This is a genomic window from Arthrobacter sp. UYCu723, from assembly GCF_054059215.1.
This window is the reverse complement of the sequence record NZ_JBSSBW010000001.1, coordinates 1,202,263-1,219,862: the sequence shown is the minus strand read 5'-3', so window position 1 is coordinate 1,219,862 and position 17,600 is coordinate 1,202,263. Positions and strand designations below refer to the sequence as shown.

18 protein-coding genes are annotated in these 17,600 nt (G+C 66.7%); 9 read left to right on the top strand and 9 right to left on the bottom strand.

The window, feature by feature from the left end; all coding sequences use genetic code 11:
• Positions 1 to 55: 55 nt before the first annotated feature.
• Positions 56 to 1,123, top strand: a complete 1,068-nt coding sequence (locus ACVWZ8_RS05505; RefSeq protein WP_426975828.1) for a LacI family DNA-binding transcriptional regulator — start codon at positions 56 to 58, stop codon at positions 1,121 to 1,123.
• Positions 1,124 to 1,151: 28 nt separating this feature from the next.
• Here ACVWZ8_RS05505 and ACVWZ8_RS05500 read toward each other — a convergent pair whose 3' ends face one another.
• Both ACVWZ8_RS05500 and ACVWZ8_RS05495 read right to left on the bottom strand, forming a co-directional pair.
• The gene (locus ACVWZ8_RS05500) at positions 1,152 to 2,087 is read right to left on the bottom strand and encodes a hypothetical protein (protein WP_426975829.1); all 936 of its coding nucleotides are present in this window, start codon (positions 2,085 to 2,087) and stop codon (positions 1,152 to 1,154) included.
• Positions 2,088 to 2,118: 31 nt separating this feature from the next.
• Positions 2,119 to 2,925, bottom strand: coding sequence for an exodeoxyribonuclease III (locus tag ACVWZ8_RS05495; RefSeq protein WP_426975830.1), 807 nt, complete (start codon positions 2,923 to 2,925; stop codon positions 2,119 to 2,121).
• Between the two features lie 132 nt (positions 2,926 to 3,057).
• Here ACVWZ8_RS05495 and ACVWZ8_RS05490 point away from each other — a divergent pair, with 132 nt between their 5' ends.
• The 4 genes from ACVWZ8_RS05490 (at position 3,058) to ACVWZ8_RS05475 (ending at position 7,483) form a co-directional block, all read left to right on the top strand.
• Complete coding sequence (locus ACVWZ8_RS05490) at positions 3,058 to 4,557, top strand: CoA-acylating methylmalonate-semialdehyde dehydrogenase (RefSeq protein WP_426975831.1); 1,500 nt, start codon at positions 3,058 to 3,060, stop codon at positions 4,555 to 4,557.
• Positions 4,557 to 5,678 (top strand): enoyl-CoA hydratase/isomerase family protein, encoded by a 1,122-nt coding sequence (locus tag ACVWZ8_RS05485; RefSeq protein WP_426975832.1) that lies wholly within the window; start codon positions 4,557 to 4,559, stop codon positions 5,676 to 5,678. Before ACVWZ8_RS05490 ends, ACVWZ8_RS05485 begins: the two co-directional genes overlap by 1 nt.
• The gene (gene mmsB, locus ACVWZ8_RS05480; protein ID WP_456504039.1) at positions 5,671 to 6,642 is read left to right on the top strand and encodes a 3-hydroxyisobutyrate dehydrogenase; all 972 of its coding nucleotides are present in this window, start codon (positions 5,671 to 5,673) and stop codon (positions 6,640 to 6,642) included. Before ACVWZ8_RS05485 ends, mmsB begins: the two co-directional genes overlap by 8 nt.
• A gap of 61 nt (positions 6,643 to 6,703) precedes the next feature.
• A complete protein-coding gene (locus ACVWZ8_RS05475) occupies positions 6,704 to 7,483 on the top strand; it encodes an enoyl-CoA hydratase (RefSeq protein ID WP_456504038.1) in 780 nt (259 codons plus the stop codon).
• Between the two features lie 31 nt (positions 7,484 to 7,514).
• On the opposite strand, the gene ACVWZ8_RS05470 is transcribed toward ACVWZ8_RS05475, so the two are convergent.
• A complete protein-coding gene (locus tag ACVWZ8_RS05470; RefSeq protein WP_456504037.1) occupies positions 7,515 to 8,489 on the bottom strand; it encodes an NAD(P)/FAD-dependent oxidoreductase in 975 nt (324 codons plus the stop codon).
• A gap of 78 nt (positions 8,490 to 8,567) precedes the next feature.
• Here ACVWZ8_RS05470 and ACVWZ8_RS05465 point away from each other — a divergent pair, with 78 nt between their 5' ends.
• A complete protein-coding gene (locus ACVWZ8_RS05465) occupies positions 8,568 to 9,146 on the top strand; it encodes a helix-turn-helix domain-containing protein (RefSeq protein WP_456504036.1) in 579 nt (192 codons plus the stop codon).
• 65 nt (positions 9,147 to 9,211) lie between these two features.
• Here ACVWZ8_RS05465 and ACVWZ8_RS05460 read toward each other — a convergent pair whose 3' ends face one another.
• From ACVWZ8_RS05460 to ACVWZ8_RS05445, 4 genes are all read right to left on the bottom strand, one after another.
• Entirely contained in the window at positions 9,212 to 9,640 is a 429-nt protein-coding gene (locus ACVWZ8_RS05460) for a DUF1761 domain-containing protein (RefSeq protein ID WP_456504035.1), read from the bottom strand.
• A gap of 155 nt (positions 9,641 to 9,795) precedes the next feature.
• Complete coding sequence (locus tag ACVWZ8_RS05455) at positions 9,796 to 10,584, bottom strand: amino acid ABC transporter ATP-binding protein (RefSeq protein ID WP_354247642.1); 789 nt, start codon at positions 10,582 to 10,584, stop codon at positions 9,796 to 9,798.
• Positions 10,581 to 11,564: an amino acid ABC transporter permease gene (locus ACVWZ8_RS05450; RefSeq protein WP_456505908.1), complete on the bottom strand. Its 984-nt coding sequence runs from the start codon at positions 11,562 to 11,564 to the stop codon at positions 10,581 to 10,583. Before ACVWZ8_RS05450 ends, ACVWZ8_RS05455 begins: the two co-directional genes overlap by 4 nt.
• Before the next feature lie 5 nt (positions 11,565 to 11,569).
• Positions 11,570 to 12,496, bottom strand: coding sequence for an ABC transporter substrate-binding protein (locus ACVWZ8_RS05445; protein WP_426975837.1), 927 nt, complete (start codon positions 12,494 to 12,496; stop codon positions 11,570 to 11,572).
• Positions 12,497 to 12,666: 170 nt separating this feature from the next.
• Between ACVWZ8_RS05445 and ACVWZ8_RS05440 the strand changes: the two genes are divergently transcribed.
• From ACVWZ8_RS05440 to ctlX, 3 genes are all read left to right on the top strand, one after another.
• Positions 12,667 to 13,098 carry an Lrp/AsnC family transcriptional regulator gene (locus tag ACVWZ8_RS05440; protein WP_426975838.1) on the top strand — a complete coding sequence of 144 codons (432 nt, stop codon included), beginning with the start codon at positions 12,667 to 12,669 and terminating at the stop codon, positions 13,096 to 13,098.
• A gap of 181 nt (positions 13,099 to 13,279) precedes the next feature.
• Positions 13,280 to 14,311 (top strand): ornithine cyclodeaminase, encoded by a 1,032-nt coding sequence (locus ACVWZ8_RS05435; RefSeq protein WP_456504034.1) that lies wholly within the window; start codon positions 13,280 to 13,282, stop codon positions 14,309 to 14,311.
• 7 nt (positions 14,312 to 14,318) lie between these two features.
• Positions 14,319 to 15,260 carry a citrulline utilization hydrolase CtlX gene (gene ctlX / locus ACVWZ8_RS05430; protein ID WP_456504033.1) on the top strand — a complete coding sequence of 314 codons (942 nt, stop codon included), beginning with the start codon at positions 14,319 to 14,321 and terminating at the stop codon, positions 15,258 to 15,260.
• A gap of 9 nt (positions 15,261 to 15,269) precedes the next feature.
• Here ctlX and ACVWZ8_RS05425 read toward each other — a convergent pair whose 3' ends face one another.
• Together ACVWZ8_RS05425 and ACVWZ8_RS05420 are read right to left on the bottom strand one after the other, a co-directional pair.
• Positions 15,270 to 15,776 carry a MarR family winged helix-turn-helix transcriptional regulator gene (locus tag ACVWZ8_RS05425; protein WP_456504032.1) on the bottom strand — a complete coding sequence of 169 codons (507 nt, stop codon included), beginning with the start codon at positions 15,774 to 15,776 and terminating at the stop codon, positions 15,270 to 15,272.
• A gap of 35 nt (positions 15,777 to 15,811) precedes the next feature.
• Positions 15,812 to 17,551 (bottom strand): AMP-binding protein, encoded by a 1,740-nt coding sequence (locus ACVWZ8_RS05420; RefSeq protein WP_456504031.1) that lies wholly within the window; start codon positions 17,549 to 17,551, stop codon positions 15,812 to 15,814.
• Positions 17,552 to 17,600: the final 49 nt, after the last annotated feature.

Here is a 17,600-nt window from a genome sequence, read left to right as displayed (position 1 = left end):
AACCGCCCGGGCGGCAAGCTCAGTCGATCCCGCGGATAGCAGGCAAGGGGACACGGTGGTACGGACAAATGCGAGGGCCCAGCGCGGCGGCCACTCCGGAGTCAGCATTGAGGACGTGGCAGCCGCGGCAGGAGTCTCCACCGCCACCGTGTCCCGGGCTGTCCGCGGCCTGCCCAGGGTTTCACCGGCCACCCGGGAGAAGATCCTGGGCATCGCTGAAGCACTGGGCTACGTGGCCTCCTCCTCGGCTTCCGGCCTGGCCACGGGGCGCACCAAGACCATCGGCGTGCTGGCACCTTTCGTCAGCCGCTGGTTCTTCTCCAAAGCGATTGAGGGCGCGGATCGGGAACTGCACGCCCGCCAGTACAACCTCTCCCTTTTTAATCTGGGCGGCCACGGAAGCAACCGTGAGCGGCTCTTCAGCAAGACCATGGTCTACAAGCAGATCGACGCGCTCCTGGTCCTCTGTATGGCCCTGACGCACGAAGAAATCGAGCACCTCCAGAAGATCGACATCCCCCTCGTCATCGTGGGCGGACATGTGGAGGACTGCCCCTACGTCGGCATTGACGACTACGCCGCAGCCGCCACGGCCGTGCGCCACCTCATTGGTCTAGGGCACCGGGACATCGCCTTGCTGCACGGCGATGACGAGACCGACCTGAATTTCGACGTCCCGAGGGTCCGGATCAGGGCCTTCCAGGAAGTGATGGCCGATGCCGGGCTGGCGGTCCGTCCCGAGTGGGACGAGTGGGGGGATTTCACCGTACGAAGCGGCCAGGACGCGTTCAACCGGCTCTGGGACCGCCCCGGTCCGAAGCCCACCGCCATCTTCTGCGCTTCGGACGAGATGGCCATGGGAGTGATTTTCGAGGCGAACCGGTGGGGGGTCCGGGTTCCGCAGGACCTCTCCGTGATCGGAATCGACGACCATGACTTCGCCGATGCCATGGGTCTCACCACGGTCGGGCAGAGCCCCGACGAGCAGGCCGAGCTGGGGACGAAAATGCTGCTGGACGAGCTCGACGGCATGGCCGGCGCCGTCCGCTCGACCATTGCGCCGCACCGGCTGATCGTCAGGCGTACGACGGCGCCGCCGCGGTCCGGGGACCCGGCCACCTAGGAGGCGGCAGCGCGTCCGGGACGGCTGATCAGGAGGCGCGTGCGAGCTGCCGGATGGGAATCCAGCGGGACGCCAGCCGGCGGTACGCTGCGGCCGCGCCGGTCATATCGCCCTCGGCCAGGCACTCGATGCCCAGCCTCACATCAAGGGGTGAGTCGTCCGGGTAGACCTTGTCCGCCACCGCACCGTAGTCGAGTTCCACCACGGAGCCCGGGTGGAAGAGCTCGAGCCATTCGGTGAGCTGGGTCAGGTCCTCGAGCATGTCCAGGTCCGGGGCGGCCAGTGCCAGATGTCCCACTGCATAGCGGACCCTCTCCAGCGATTCGCGGATGCCGGCACGGATCCGCACGGTGACGATATGCCCCTCGGATTCCACCACGTCTGTGGGGTCCGATTCCTGGAACAGGCAGAACCAGCTGAACGGGATGCCCCAGGTCGATGCCCGGGTGTGGACCCGGCCCAGCCCGGCGTGTGCCCGCACCTCATCGATGCGTTCCTGATGCTTGTCGCGCTGCTCTTCCGGGATCAGCAGCTGGGCCAGGGGTCCGTGGATCCCCTCCATCAGGGCGTTTGCGGCGAGCCCGGCGCGGAGCACCAGCTGGCTCGGGCAATACAGCAGCCTGTCCGGGGTGCCGCCGTCCGACGGCGCAGCGCCGGTACCGGCTTCGGTGCCGGCACCCGCGGCGGACGGGGCGGCGTGGGCCGTGCCGTCCCGGGGCGGTGCGGCGACAACCCGGACCAGGTCGGTCCGTCCGGTGGGGAACGGATCCCCGCCGGCGCGGGTGATCCGGCCGAGGGAAGCGAGCAGTTCGGCGTTTTCCACCGCCGCACGGGACGCGCCCCGGGCCCCGGCCGTCCGCAGGGTGTCCTGCTGGTCCGCCGGGTAGGCTTCCAGCGGCTCATAGATCCGCAGCGCGGAAAAGAACGGCAGGCCGGCCTGTCCCCGGTAGAGGTTGCCCGTCATCGGAGCACGCCGCTTCGGTGGTCCGGGGTCATCAGTCGCTCAGCTCCACGATGACCGGGGCGTGGTCCGAGGCGCCCTTGCCTTTGCGCTCCTCGCGGTCGATCGCCGCGCCGGTGACGCGTGCGGCCAGGGGCGCGGAGGCCAGGACGAAGTCGATCCGCATGCCTTCCTTCTTCGGGAAGCGCAGCTGGGTGTAGTCCCAGTAGGTGTAGACGCCGGGGCCGGGGGTGTACGGGCGCACGACGTCCTGGAATCCGGCGTCTTCGAAGGCGTGGAAGGCCGCCCGTTCCGGCGCACTGACGTGGGTGAGGCCCTCGGCACGGAAATAGTCGATGTCCCAGACATCATCGTCCTGCGGGGCGATGTTCCAGTCGCCCATCAGCGCGATCAGTGCTTCGGGATCATCCTTGACCCAGCCCTGGGCATGCGTCTTCAGCGTGTCCAGCCAGCTCAGTTTGTAGGGCATGTGCTCGTCGTCGAGGGCCCGGCCGTTGGGCACGTAGAGGCTCCAGACGCGGATGCCGCCGCAGGTGGCGCCGATTGCCCGGGCCTCCTGCACGGCGTCTTTGCCGCTCTTGCCGAAGACCGGCTGGTCGATGAAGGTTCGTTCTACGTCGGCAAGACCCACCCGGGAGGCAATCGCGACGCCGTTCCACTGGCTCAGGCCGAAGTGTGCCACCTCGTAGCCCAGGTTCTCGAACAGCTCCCACGGGAAGTTGTCGTCCTTGCACTTGGTTTCCTGGATGGCCAGGACGTCGCAGTCGGTGCGCTGAAGCCAGGCTTCCACGCGGTCGGCTCGGGCGCGGAGGGAGTTCACATTCCAAGTAGCAATCTTCACACTCCCTAACTTACCGAACTTGGCTGCCAGGCGTTGCTGCCGGGGACAGGCGGCTCTCTGGAAATTAGTAGGAAGTCCGAGTATATTCAGCACCAGAGATGATCTGGATCACATGCAAAGGAGCATTCGACCATGGTTCGCGAACTATCCCATTACATTGACGGTCAGCGGGTGGAGGGCACCTCGGGGCGCTTCAGTGACGTCTACGATCCCTGCACCGGCGAAGTCCAGGCCAGGTTGCCGCTGGCCAGCGCCGAGGAAGTGCGCAACGCGATTGCCAGTGCGGAAAAGGGCCAGCTCGAATGGGCCGCCATGAACCCGCAGCGGCGCGGCCGGATCCTGCTCAAGTTCGTCGACCTCGTCAACGAGAACATGGACGAGCTCGCCACCCTGCTGTCCTCCGAGCACGGCAAGACCTTCCCGGACGCCAAGGGTGACATCCAGCGCGGCATCGAAGTCGTGGAGTTCGCCGCCGGCGCCCCGCACCTGCTCAAGGGCGAGTTCTCGGACAGTGCCGGGACAGGCATCGACGTGCACTCGATGCGCCAGCCGCTCGGCGTCGTTGCCGGCATCACGCCGTTCAACTTCCCGGCGATGATCCCGCTGTGGAAGTCCGGCCCGGCCCTCGCCGCCGGCAACTCCTTCATCCTCAAGCCCTCCGAACGGGATCCCTCCGTGCCGCTCCGCCTGGCGGAGCTCTTCACCGAGGCGGGCCTGCCCGACGGCGTCTTCAACGTGGTCAACGGGGACAAGGAAGCCGTGGATGCGCTGCTGGAGGACCCCCGGGTCCAGGCGATCGGCTTCGTCGGTTCAACGCCCATCGCCCAGTACATCTACGCCACCGCCGCGGCGAACGGGAAACGCGCCCAGTGCTTCGGTGGGGCGAAGAACCACATGGTGATCATGCCGGACGCCGACCTGGACATGGCCGCGGACGCCCTGATCGGCGCCGGCTTCGCGTCCGCCGGCGAACGCTGCATGGCCATCTCCGTAGCCGTCCCGGTGGGCGAGGAAACCGCCAACGAGCTCGTCGCCAAGCTGCAGGAACGGATGAAGACCCTCAAGGTGGGCCACAGCCTGGCCAAGGACTCGGACTTCGGCCCGGTAGTGGCCGGCTCCGCCAAGGAACGGATCGAAGGCTACATCCAGTCCGGCGTCGACGAAGGCGCCACGCTCCTCACGGACGGCCGCGGCCTCAAGGTCGAGGGCTACGACGGCGGTTTCTGGGTGGGACCCACGCTCTTCGACAACGTCACCAAGGACATGAAGATCTACAAGGAAGAGATCTTCGGCCCCGTGCTGAGCGTACTCCGCGCCGCTGACTACGACGAAGCCCTCCGGCTCTGCAGCGAGCACGAATTCGGCAACGGCGTCGCGATCTTCACGCGCGACGGCGACGCCGCCCGGGACTTCGCCAGCCGGGTCCAGGTGGGCATGGTGGGCATCAACGTCCCCATCCCGGTGCCGATCGCCTACTTCAGCTTCGGCGGCTGGAAGGCCTCGGGCTTCGGGGACCTCAACCAGCACGGCGCCGACGCCTTCCGCTTCTACACCAAGACCAAGACGGTCACCACCCGCTGGCCCTCGGGCATCCGCCAGGGCGCGAGCTTCGTGATGCCGGAAGGCAGCTGATGGCGGGGAAGCACGCCGAGGAAGTCTCCGAGCCGGCCGCTGAGGTCCTGTTCGACGAAGTTCTTTTTGAAAAGCGCGGCCGCCTCGGCATCGTCACCCTGAACCGGCCCACGGCGGTCAATGCGCTCACCGCGGGCATGGCCTCGGCCATGCTGAAGCAGCTCACGCAGTGGGCCGACGACGACGCCGTGGCCACCGTGCTGGTCCGCGGCGCCGGCGGGCGGGGCCTGTGCGCGGGCGGGGACATTGTGGCCATCTACCGGGACATGCTCGACGGCGGCCATGCCACCGCGGACTTCTGGGCGGAGGAGTACCGGTTGAATTCCATCATCTCCGGCTACCCCAAACCTTATGTGGCCTTCATGGACGGCCTGGTCCTCGGCGGCGGCGTGGGCATTTCCGCGCACGGCTCGGTCCGGATCGTCACGGAACGCACCCGGATGGGCATGCCCGAAACCACGATCGGCTTCGTGCCCGACGTCGGCGGGACCCTGCTGCTCTCCCGTTCGCCGGGGGAGTCCGGCACCCACGCCGGGCTGACCGGCGCTCACCTGAGCGGTGCCGACGCGCTGTTCCTGGGGCTGGCGGACCACTTCGTGGCATCCGGACGCCTGGCTGAACTGGCGGTGGCGCTGGAGAGTGAGACGGCGGACGCCGCCGTCGTACGCTTCACGGAACAGGCTCCACCCTCGACACTGGCGCAACAGCAGGAGTGGATTGACGCCTGCTACTCCGGCGACGACGCCGAGGAGATCCTGCGCCGGCTGCGCGCCTTTGAGGGAGGAGCGGACGGAGAAGGGGCCGGGGAGGCCGCCGAGGCGGCCGACACGATCGCGGCCAAGTCGCCGACTGCCGTGAAGGTGGCGCTGGAATCCCTGCGGCGCGTCCGTGGGCTGAGCCTGGAGGAAGCCCTCGAGCAGGAGTACCGGGTGGGCCTGCGCTTCCTGGCCGGCCCCGACTTCCGCGAGGGCATCCGGGCCCAGGTGGTGGACAAGGACCGCAATCCGCACTGGCAGCCCGCCACACTCGCGGAGGTCAGCCGCGACGACGTCGAGTCCTACTTTGCGCCGCTGGGCGACCGCGAACTCAAACTGGCTTCAAAGGAGACAGACCATGTCTGAAAAACTACAGGCTGAAACAGTGCAGCCTGACCCAGCGCCGTCCGGGACCACGCCGGACGCGGGCTCCATCGCGTTCCTGGGCCTCGGCCACATGGGCGGACCGATGGCCATCAACCTGGTCAAGGCAGGCTACGCCGTGACCGGGTTCGACGTCGTACCGGCGGCGATCGACACCGCCCGGGCGCATGGCGTCGCGACCGCGGCCACCGCGGCCGAAGCGGTGGCGGGTGCCGCCGTCGTACTGACCATGCTGCCCAGCGGCAAGCACGTCCTGGATGCCTACCGCGGCACGGGCGGGCAACCCGGGCTGCTGGCGACCGCGCCGGCCGGCACGCTATTCCTGGACTGCTCCACGATCAACGTGGACGAGGCCCGCGAGGCCGCCGGGCTGGCCGTCGCCGCCGGCCACCGCTCCGTGGACGCCCCCGTCTCCGGCGGTGTTGTGGGGGCCGAAGCCGGCACCCTGACGTTCATGGTCGGCGCGCTGCCGGAGGACTTCGAGGCGGTGAGGCCGATGCTTGAAGTCATGGGCAAGCGCGTGGTCCACTGCGGGGAGCACGGCGCGGGACAGGCGGCAAAAATCTGCAACAACCTGATCCTCGGGGTCTCCATGATCGCGGTCAGCGAGGCCTTCGTGCTCGGTGAGAAGCTCGGGCTGACGCACCAGGCGCTGTTCGACGTCGCCTCCGCGGCCTCGGGACAGTGCTGGGCGCTGACCACCAACTGCCCCGTGCCGGGACCGGTCCCCACGAGCCCTGCCAACCGGGACTACCAGCCCGGATTCGCGGGTGCACTGATGGCGAAGGACCTCAAGCTGGCGCTCAACGCCCTCGAAAGCACCGGCGTCGCCGCCCGGCTGGGACCGCTTGCCTCCGAAATCTACGATACTTTTGCCGCAGAGGGCGGTGCCGGCCGGGACTTCTCCGGCATCATCACGGACATCCGGGACAAGTCCGCGCACTAGCGGCCCGGCCCACCAGCTCTGAATCAAGACCATCCGAAAGACAACCCGAAAGGGGACACGAATGACGGAGCAGTACGCAAACATCCTGGTGGAGCGCCGCGGCCGCGTGGGTCTCGTGACGCTCAACCGGCCCGAGGCGCTCAATGCCCTCAACAAGGCCACCATGGACGAACTGGTGGCTGCCGTCACCGCTCTGGACGCGGACCCCCAGGTGGGCGCTGTGGTGGTGACCGGCTCGGCGAAGGCCTTCGCCGCCGGGGCAGACATCAAGGAAATGCAGTCCAAGGGCTACATGGACATGTATGCCGCAGACTGGTTCCGTGGGTGGGAGGACTTCACCAGGCTCCGGATCCCCGTCGTGGCGGCGGTCTCCGGGTTCGCCCTGGGCGGCGGCTGCGAGCTCGCGATGATGTGCGATTTCATCATCGCCGGGGACAACGCCAAGTTCGGCCAGCCGGAAATAAACCTGGGCGTGCTGCCCGGCATGGGCGGCTCGCAGCGACTGACGCGGGCGGTGGGCAAGGCCAAGGCGATGGACATGATCCTGACCGGGCGCTTCATGGATGCCGAGGAAGCGGAACGCTCCGGCTTGGTGTCCCGCGTGGTGGCGGCCGCGGATGTGGTCGAGGAGGCGCTGAAGGCCGCCGGGGTGATCGCCTCCAAGTCCAAGCCAGTGGCTATGGTGGCGAAGGAAGCGGTCAACGCGGCTTTCGAGACCGGGCTGGCCCAGGGCGTCCTGTTTGAACGGCGCGTGTTCCATTCGTTGTTCGCCACCGAGGACCAGAAGGAAGGCATGGCGGCCTTCAGCGAGAAGCGCCAGCCGGAATTCAACCACCGCTAGGCAGCTTTCGCGGCGGGGCTCCGGGAGCGGCTCAGCCGGTAACGGCGGCGGTCCGGCCCGTCCACGCCGCGACGGCTTCCGCCAGTTCCTCCGCCATCAGGTCCGCATTGATGCCGACGCCGGCCCACGCTCCGGCGGCTGCCGAGGACAGCACCTGCGCGCGGAGATCGGTGACGTTGCCTGCCGCCCACACCCCGGGCACGCCGGTGGCTCCGTCGTCGTCGGTTTCGAGGTGTTCGCCCATTCCGGTCGGGTGCTGGACGGCCTTGAGTCCCAGCTTCGCAAAGGCAGCTGTCCGTGCGATGAACCGGGGTGCCGTCACCACAGCGTCCACTGCTACGACGCTGCCGCCGATCAACGCGACTCCGGTCAGCCTGTCCCGCTCCACGCGAAGGGAGTCCACGCGGCCGTCAATCACCGCGATGCCGCGCGCTGCCAGCTGCAGCAGTTCCACGTCCGTGGGCTGCAGGGCGTCATTGAGGAACAGCGTGACGTTGGCGCTCCACTGCCGGAAAAGTAGTGCCTGGTGGGCCGCGAGCGGTCCGGTGGCAAGGATGCCAATGGCCTGGTCCCGGACTTCCCAGCCGTGGCAGTAGGGGCAGTGCAGGACATCCTTGCCCCAGCGTTCGCGCAAACCCGGTATGTCCGGCAGTTCGTCCACCAGCCCAGTGGCGATGAAGAGCCTGCGGCCGCGGACCATGCTTCCGTCCGCCAGCGCTACCGAAAAGCGGCCCTTGGAGCCGGTGACGCCAACCACCTGCCCGTTCAGGAACCGGCCGCCGTAGGACTCCGCCTCGACGCGGCCAATCCGGTACAGCTCGGCGGGGCTGATCCCGTCGCGGGACAGGAAGCCGTGCACCGCGTCGGCCGGTGCATTCCGGGGTTCACCGCCGTCCACCACCAGTACCGACCGGCGTGACCGGCCCAGCATCTGGGCCGCGTTCAGGCCGGCTGCACCACCGCCAACAATGACGACGTCCACCAATGTGTTGTTCATTTCTGTCATTTTTCTTACCTCCACATCCATCGTCGGTGGCGGCCCGGACGGTGGCAACCTTCTTTGCCGAAGTGGCAAACTGAAAGCATGGATGAACTTGATGATGTCCTCGCGGCCGTCGGTCCGCGGCTCCGCGCCCTGCGGATCAGCCGCGACACCACCCTGTCTGCGCTTTCGGCGGTCACGGGTATCTCGGTCAGCACGCTCTCGCGCCTGGAATCGGGGCAGCGGCGGCCCAATCTGGAACTGCTCTTGCCCCTGGCCAAAGCGCACCAGGTTCCGCTGGACGAACTGGTGGGTGCGCCCACCACCGGGGATCCGCGGGTTCACCTGCGGCCCATCATCAATAAGAGGATGACCATTGTGCCGCTGACCCGCCGGCCCGGTGGCGTGCAGGCCTACAAGCTCGTCCTGAACGCAGGTAGTCCAGAGGAGCCGACACCTCAGGTCCATGAGGGCTACGAATGGATTTACGTGCTCAACGGCAAGCTGCGGCTGGTGCTCGGGGACCAGGACATCGTGCTGCCTCCCGGCGAAGCGGCAGAGTTCGACACGCGGATCCCGCATTGGTTCGGCCGGGCGGATACCCGGCCGGTGGAGTTCATCAGCCTCTTTGGGCGCCAGGGCGAGAGAATGCACGTCCGCGCGAAGCCGGCCCGCGGCTGAGCAGGGCCGAAGTTGAGCAGGGCCGCGGGAGCGGCTCCGCCGGTAGCTGTCGGGGAGCGGGCAGACTACGCCGCGCTGATCCCGAACAGGCCGATGATGAGGGCCATGACCTCAAAGGTGGCCAGTTCGTGGGCGCAGTTCAGGATCGTCAGGCGGGCGGGGCGGCCCTCGAAGGCATCGTGGGTGATGAAGCGGGCCGCGGTGAACCCGGCCCAGAGGATGGTGGCAGTGATCAGGGTGTTGGCCAGGAAATTTCCGCCGTAGAAGTGCTGGGAGATGGCGGCGGAACCGGCAAGGACCCAGGCACTGACGAAGCTGACCACGAGGGTGACCAGAATGGGCTTGACGGCGTCCCGTGAATTGCCGCTCGGCGTGACCTTGGCGACGCGCATCCAGTAGTTGCCGAACACCTTGGGCGTGTACCAGACGGAGCCCACCACCATGCTGGACAGCGTGGCCGCCAGTACCGCCCAGAAGTTGATTTCCGGAATCATTGTGTTCTCCTCAGGTCCCAGGCACGTTCCATCCGAACGCTCCGCTCCACCGAAGTCTAGGGGACGGCCGGGCCGCGTTCACGGCCAGACGGCGCTTGGTGTTTAACCTCAGCCGCCGATGCCTCCCGCCGTTGCCGCGGAAGCAGGCCCGGATCTCACAGGACCTTTGAAAGGAACTCCCGGGTCCGGGCGTGCTGGGGGTCAGCGATCAGCTGGCGCGGGTCGCCGCTTTCGACGACGACGCCGCCGTCCATGAAGGTCAGCGTGTCACCGACCTCCCGGGCGAAGCCGATCTCGTGGGTCACCACGATCATGGTCATGCCGGACTTGGCCAGGTCCTTCATCACGTTGAGGACATCACCCACCAGTTCGGGGTCGAGGGCGGACGTGGGCTCGTCGAAAAGCATCAGTTCCGGGTCCATAGCCAGTGCACGGGCAATGGCCACGCGCTGCTGCTGGCCGCCCGAGAGCTGGGCGGGATAGTGATTGGCGTGGTTGGCCAGGCCCACCCTGTCCAGCAGCTCCATGGCCCTCGCCCGGGCCTTCACCTTGGATTGTCCTTTGACCTGGGTGGGTGCCTCGATGATGTTCTGCAGCGCGGTACGGTGGGCGAAGAGGTTGAACTTCTGGAACACCATGCCGATGTCCCGCCGCTGCGCTGCTATCTCCTTGGTGGTGAGGTCATGGAGGCGCCCGCGGCTTTCGCGGAAACCGATGAGGTCATCGCTGACGCGGATCCGGCCGGCGCTGATGGTCTCGAGCATGTTGATGCAGCGCAGAAGCGTGGACTTCCCGGACCCGGACGGCCCGATCAGCACTGAAACCTCACCCTGCCGGACTGTCATGTCAATGCCGCGGAGCACATGGTGGCTGCCAAAGTACTTGTGGACCCCGTCAATCCGGACGAGGGCTTCCTTCGTCACGACGTCACTGGTGATGGTCACAGAACCTCATCCTCTTTCCGGGGTGCGTGGGGTGCGTGGGCTGCCGGGGCGGCGACGGCGCTGGCGGGGGCTTGTAAGGGTTTGACCGGCGCGGGAACGAGGTTGTCCACACCCTTGCCGAAGTGGCGTTCGATGTAGAACTGACCCACCATGAGAACGCTGGTGATGACGAGGTACCAGACCGCGGCGACGATCAGCAGGGGAATGGGCAGGTAGCTCCTGTTGGCGATTCCATTGGTGGCGAACGTCAGATCCAGGGTGAAAGGCACTGCAAGGACCAGCGAGGTGGTCTTGAGCATTCCGATGGTTTCATTGCCGGTCGGGGGCACGATCACGCGCATGGCCTGGGGCAGGATGATGCGCCACATGATCTTGGACTTGCGCATGCCCAAAGCCTCGGCGGCCTCCATCTGGCCGGGGTCGACCGATTTCAGGCCCGCCCTGAAGATCTCGGCAAGGTACGCGGACTCGTTCAGCCCCAGCCCCAGGACCGCCGCCACGAAGGCGGTGATCACGTCCTGTGTGCTGAAGCTGAACAGCTCGGGCCCGAACGGAACGCCCACGGCGATCTTGGGATAGAGCACCGAAATGAGGCCCCAGAAGACGAGCTGGGTGTAGACCGGCGTTCCGCGGAAGAACCAGACCCAGGCCCAGCTCACGCCCCGGAACAGCGGGTTGTCGGACTGGCGCATGAAGGCGAGCAGCACGGCCAGCACAATGGCGATTACCATCGAGAGCACCGTCAGGAGCAGCGTCCAGCCGATGCCTTGGACCACCAGAACGTCCAGGAGGTACTTCCCCACCGTCTCCCAGCGGAAGTTGGCGTTGGTGAACACGCTCTGGGCCATGATGGCGGCGAACAGCAGGATGACAGCGCCCGCGGCCCATCGGCCGGGGTGCCGGACCGGAACGGCGTTGATGAGTTCCGGTCCCCGGCGTCGTTGCCCGGGCTGGACGGTTGTGGTCTCGCCCTGCGTCAGGATGCTCAACTGCCCACCACCGGGTTCACTTCAGACGTGGTCACGGCGCCCTTGGAGTTGTTCCATTTGTCCAGGATTTTCCCGTAGGTGCCATCGCTGATGAGCTTGTTCATGACCTTGCCGATGAGTTCGGACAACGCAGTGTCCGACTTCGCAATGGCAATTCCCTGCGGTGCGGCGTCGTAGACTTCGCCCAGCGTCTGGAGTTTGTCCCCGGTCTGCGACAGGGCGTAACCGATGACCGGCGAGTCTGCGGCCATGGCGTCGATGCTGCCGTTGACCAGGCGCGTGGTGACATCTGTCTGGTTCTTCAGCGTGACGATGTCGATGGCGGGCTTGCCCTCGGCGACGCACTTGCGGGAGCGGCCGGACACATCGGGGTCCTCCTCTACGGTGCCGGTCTGGACTCCCACCTTCTTGCCGCAGATATCCTCCACCGCGAAGTTCTTCGGGTTGCCCTTGGCCACGGCCCACAGCACGCCTGCATTGAAATAGCTGACAAAATTCACGGTCTGGGCGCGCTCGGGGTTGATGGTGAACGAGGAGATGCCGAGATCATACTTGGGGCCCAGTGCCGGCAGGATGCCGGTGAACTCCGCCGTCTCAACCTTGGTGCTCAGGCCGAGGGTGGCACCGACCGCTTTGGCGATGTCGACGTCGTAGCCCTGCGGCGTCTGGCCATCGGCACCCAGGAATTCGGCGGGGGCGTAGGACGTGTCGGAGCCGACGGTCAGGACGGCTTTTGCCTTCAGCTCCGGGGAAACCAACGCGGCCAGTACTTCGTCCTTCCGGATTGCCGAGGGGTCGAAGCCGTCAGGCACCGACGAGGAGCCTGCGGCGGTCTGCGAGGCGTTGGTGCAAGCGGTGAGGGCCAGCGCGGCGGCTGCGACAACGGCAGCGAGCCTCAGCGACGGCATGAAGGAAGACGGCATCTTTTAACCCTTTGAACTTGGTGGGAGCGGAGTGGCGGCAGCGTTTCTTGTGTCCTGCATCACCGCTGCGACAACACTACGGTTGAGTGATGTGCATCCTCAATGGCCAAAAAACCAACTTTTCATTGAAAAAACTCACAAAACGATGAAGCCGGGTATACATTATGACGATGACCCCCCTCACTGACCTTGATCGCCGGCTCCTCTCCGCCCTCCGTGAGGACGGCAGGGCCTCGGTGGCCAGCCTGGCCCGCAGGCTCGATGTCGCCCGGGCAACCGTCAACAGCCGGCTGGAGCGGCTGGTGGCATCGGGGACCATCGTCGGCTTCACGGTCCGGGTGCGCGACGAGCTCGATCCCCTGGCGATCCACGCCATTGCCCTGATCGCTGTGGAGGGCAGGACTACGGACAGGGTCATCCGCCAGCTCAGGGGCTTTCCGGAAATCACGGCGCTGCACACCACCAACGGAGGCTGGGACCTGGTGGCAGAGCTCCGGACCGAGAGCCTCACCGGCTTCGACCAGGTCCTGGGGCGGATCCGGGGGGTCGACGGCATTGTCAACAGCGAGACGAGCCTCCTGCTCAGCTCGGTGCTGCGCTAGGGAACGGGCATCCGGGGATCCGGCGGGGGATCCAGAGGACCAGGTGTACACAATGCGCAAAGCCGCTCGTCATTATGCTCCGTAACTCAACAAATAGCTTACTATTCGGCAATTGAGCCTGCATATCGCCGAAGCTTAGAGTTGTGGCATCAATGGATAGCTAGAGAATTAGGGGGCGCAGATGACGCGCTTTGTCGATGTCCACAACATGGTGCGCTGGGCTGCAGGACGCGGGCCGGAGAACATCATTTCCGGAATGATCCAGTACCTTGAGGATGATTTCCGGCGCTGGGAATCGTTCGATAAGACGCCCCGTGTGGCCAGCCACACGCCGTTCGGCGTCATCGAGCTCATGCCCACGAGCGACCACGAGACCTATGGTTTCAAGTACGTCAACGGGCACCCGTCCAACCCCGCGCGTGGGTTCCAGACCGTGACGGCGTTTGGCGTCCTGGCCGACGTCCACAACGGCTACCCCACGTTCCTTACCGAGATGACGGTGCTGACGGCGCTGCGCACCGCGGCGACGTCCGGCATGGTGGCGAAAAAGCTGGCCCGTACCGACGCGCGCGTCATGGCGATGATCGGCAGCGGAAGCCAGTCCGAGTTCCAGGCCCTCGCGTTCCGCAGCGCCCTGGGTATCTCCACGCTCCGGGTATGGGACACCGATCCCGCCGCACTGGAGAAGTTCGTGGCCAACATGGCGCCCCTGGGCTTCGACATCACGATCGCCACGTCCGCAGCCGATGCAGTGCGCGGTGCCGATGTCATCACCACGTGCACCGCGGACAAGGCGAACGCCACCGTCCTCACAGCGGACCTGATTGAACCGGGCGTCCACATCAACGCCATCGGCGGGGACTGCCCGGGTAAGACCGAGCTTGAACCTGCGATCCTCGGACGCGGCGACGTGTTCGTGGAGTACGCCCCCCAGACCCGCATCGAAGGGGAGATCCAGCACATGCCGGCCGACTTTGGCGTGACGGAGTTCTGGCAGGTCCTGGCGGACAGGGCGCCCGGGCGCACGTCCGCTGCGCAGATCACCATCTTCGACTCAGTCGGCTTTGCCATTGAGGATTTCTCGGCCCTGCGGTTCGTGCGCGACGCCGTCGACGGCACCGACTTCTTCGTGGAGATCGACCTCGTGGCAAGCCCGGAGGACCCGAAGAACCTGTTCGGTCTCGTGGGTGCTCTCTCCCCGGTTGGCTCCTGAGTCTCCGATGTCCGTTCAAGCCCCGTCCGCCGTCGTCCTCGTACGGCCGCACAACTTCATGCCCAACCCGGCGACGGCAGCGGACAATGCCTTCCAGATGCCGGCCCACTCCGCAGACCGGCAAACGCTGGCCGCTGCAGCCCGTGATGAGGTGACAGGGCTGGCCGAGGCGCTGGAATCTGCCGGTGTCACGGTGCATGTGTTCGAGGACTATGACGAAACCCGCCCGGACAGCGTGTTTCCCAATAACTGGCTCTCCACCCATGCGGGCGGCCACATTGGGATATTCCCGATGTACGCCCCCAACCGCCGCCACGAACGCCGCAGCGACATTCTCGACTTCCTCAAGACCCATTACCGTGTGCAGGACGTTATCGACTACTCCGGGCTGGAACTGGATCGCGTGTTCCTGGAGGGAACGGGCGCCATGGTCCTGGACCACGCCGGCCGTGTGGCGTACGCCGCACGCTCCCGCCGGGCCGATCCCGTCGCGCTGGAGCGGTTCTGCACGAACTTCGGCTATGAGCCCATGCTGTTCGACGCGGCCGACGCGGACGGCACCGCCGTCTATCACACGAATGTGATGATGTCCGTGGCGACGGACTTCGCGATGGTCGGGCTGGGCCTGATCCCGTCGGCGGAGCGCCGGCGCGAGGTGGCGGAACGGCTTTCCGGCGGGGGACGGACGGTGATCGAGTTGAGCCACAACCAGATCCTCAATTTCGCAGGCAACGCGATCGAGCTCCAGGGCGCGGAGGGCCGCGTGCTGGCGCTGTCCCGGCGGGCCCTGGGGAGCCTGACGGCGGAACAGAAGGCCATCATCGAAAGCAGCTGTACCCTGCTGCCCGTCGATGTTCCCACGATTGAACTGGCCGGCGGCTCCGTGCGGTGCATGATCGCCGGAATCCACCTCGATCGCAGGCCCGTCCTCGCCGGCATCGGAGGCTGAGCCGGCTTTTCAGCCGCTGAAGTCCCCGGCATTGCGGCGGAAGGCGCCCAGGATCCGGATCAGCTGGTCGACGTCCTGCCCGTCGAAACCGGACTGGCCGAAGACCTCGGAGTTGAGCACCGCCGTCGCCCGCTTGGCAAGGGTGCGCCCCTCGGCGGTGAGTTCAATCAGGGTGGTGCGCCCGTCGGTGGGATGCTTGGTGCGGACCACCAGCCCGGCGTCCTGGAGGCGGTCGACGGCGTTGGTCACCGAGGTGGGGTGGACCTGGAGCAGGGCGCTGGCCTTGTTCATGGGCAGCGCGCCGCTGCGGGCAAAACTCAGCAGCGCCAGCAGTTCGTACCGGGCGAAGGTCAGCCCGAACGGCTTGAGGGCGCCTTCGATCCGGGCCAGCAGGATCTGTTGGGTCCGCATGATGGCGGTGATGGCGGCCATTGGCGCGGCGACGTCGGCCCAGCCGTCCCGCTCCCAGTTCAGCCGGGCATCGGCGATCGGATCACGCGGCAGCGGAGTTCCCACGGCACTCCCTGCTGCTCGTCTCAAGCGTCATCGGTTCAGCCTAGCTTTTCAGGCTGGCTTTTCAGGCCCGGGAAATCGGCCTCGGAGTACTCCGTGCCGAGGCCCGCCGGCAGCGTCCCTCCGCCGTGGCGGACTTCCTCACTGTGGCGCAGCTCCACGCGCCGGATCTTGCCCGAGATCGTCTTGGGCAGCTCGGCGAATTCCAGCCGGCGGATCCGCTTGAACGGGGGCAGATGGTCGCGGCAGTACCGCAGGATCTCCTCGGCCAGTTCCGGCCCGGCCTCGTGCCCGGCAGCGAGGACCACAAACGCCTTGGGCACCGAGAGCTTAAGCGCGTCGGGGGAGGGGACGACGGCGGCCTCAGCCACGGCCGGGTGCTCGATCAGCACGCTTTCCAGCTCGAACGGGGACAGCCGGTAGTCGGAGGACTTGAAGACGTCGTCGCCGCGGCCCACGTAGGTGATGATGCCGCGCTCGTCCCGGCTCGCCATATCGCCGGTGTGGTAGTAGCCGTTGCGGAAGGCGTCCGCCGTCTTTTGGGGGTCGCCGTAGTACGCCTTCATCAGCCCGACGGGGCGGGGATCCAGGCGCAGGCAGAGCTCGCCGTCGTCGGCTTCCTCGCCCGTGGCGGGATCAATGAGCACGACGTCGTAGCCCGGCAGCGGCTTGCCCATGGCGCCGATCTTGATCGGCTGGCCGGGAGTGTTGGCGATCTGCACGGTGGATTCGGTCTGGCCGAAGCCGTCCCGGATGGTCTGACCCCAGGCGCGGTGGACCTGGTCGATCACCTCCGCATTGAGCGGCTCGCCGGCGGACACCACCTTGGTGGGCGGGTTCTTCAGCTGCGTCAGGTCGGCCTGGATCAGCATGCGCCACACGGTGGGCGGGGCGCAGAAGCTCGTCACGGACTCGCGGTCCATCTGTTCCATCAGGGCCTTGGCGTCGAAGCGCTCGTAGTTGTAGATGAACACGCAGGCCTCGGCGATCCACGGCGTGAACACATTGGACCAGGCATGCTTCGCCCAGCCCGGCGAGGCGACATTGAGGTGCACGTCGCCCGGCTCCAGCCCGATCCAGAACATCGTGGACAGGTGCCCCACGGGGTAGGACGTGTGCGTGTGTTCCACCAGCTTGGCCTTGGAGGTGGTGCCCGACGTGAAGTAGAGCAGCAGGGTTTCGTCAGCCATGGTGGGGGCGTCCGGGGCGAAAGCCGCGTCGGCGTCGTGGGATTCGGCGTACTGCAGCGCGCCGGTGCTGCTGCGCTCGCCGGCGCCGACCTCGATCAGGGTGTAGCGTCCCGGAACGTCGGCGAACTTGGCGATGTTGGCGCTGCCGACGGCGGCCCAAAGTGCCTCGCCGCGCTCCACCCGGTCCCGCAGATCGGCAGGGCCCATCAGGGTGGTGGTGGGGATCATCACGATGCCCAGTTTGATGCCGGCCAGCATCAGCTCCCAGAGCTCAACCTGGTTGCCGAGCATGATGATCATCCGGTCCCCGCGCCGGACGCCCTGGCCGCGCAGCCAGTTGGCCACCTGGGAGGAGCGGCGTGAGAGCTCCGCGAAGCTGCGGCGGGTCGCGGAGCCGTCCTGCTCGACGATCACGAGGGCCGGACTGCCTGCCTTGGCGGGATCCGCGGCGATCTGGTCAAACCAGTCCAGCGCGAAGTTGAATTCTTCAAACCGCGGCCACTGGAATTCGTTGCGCGCCCCGCTGTAGTCCTCGCGGAGGGCAAGCAGTCTGTCGCGTGCGGCGCGGAATTCCTCGGTGACGGTCATGGTGCACCTTTCGACGTCTGGTGGCGCCGCCGTTCCGGGCCCGGCGCCG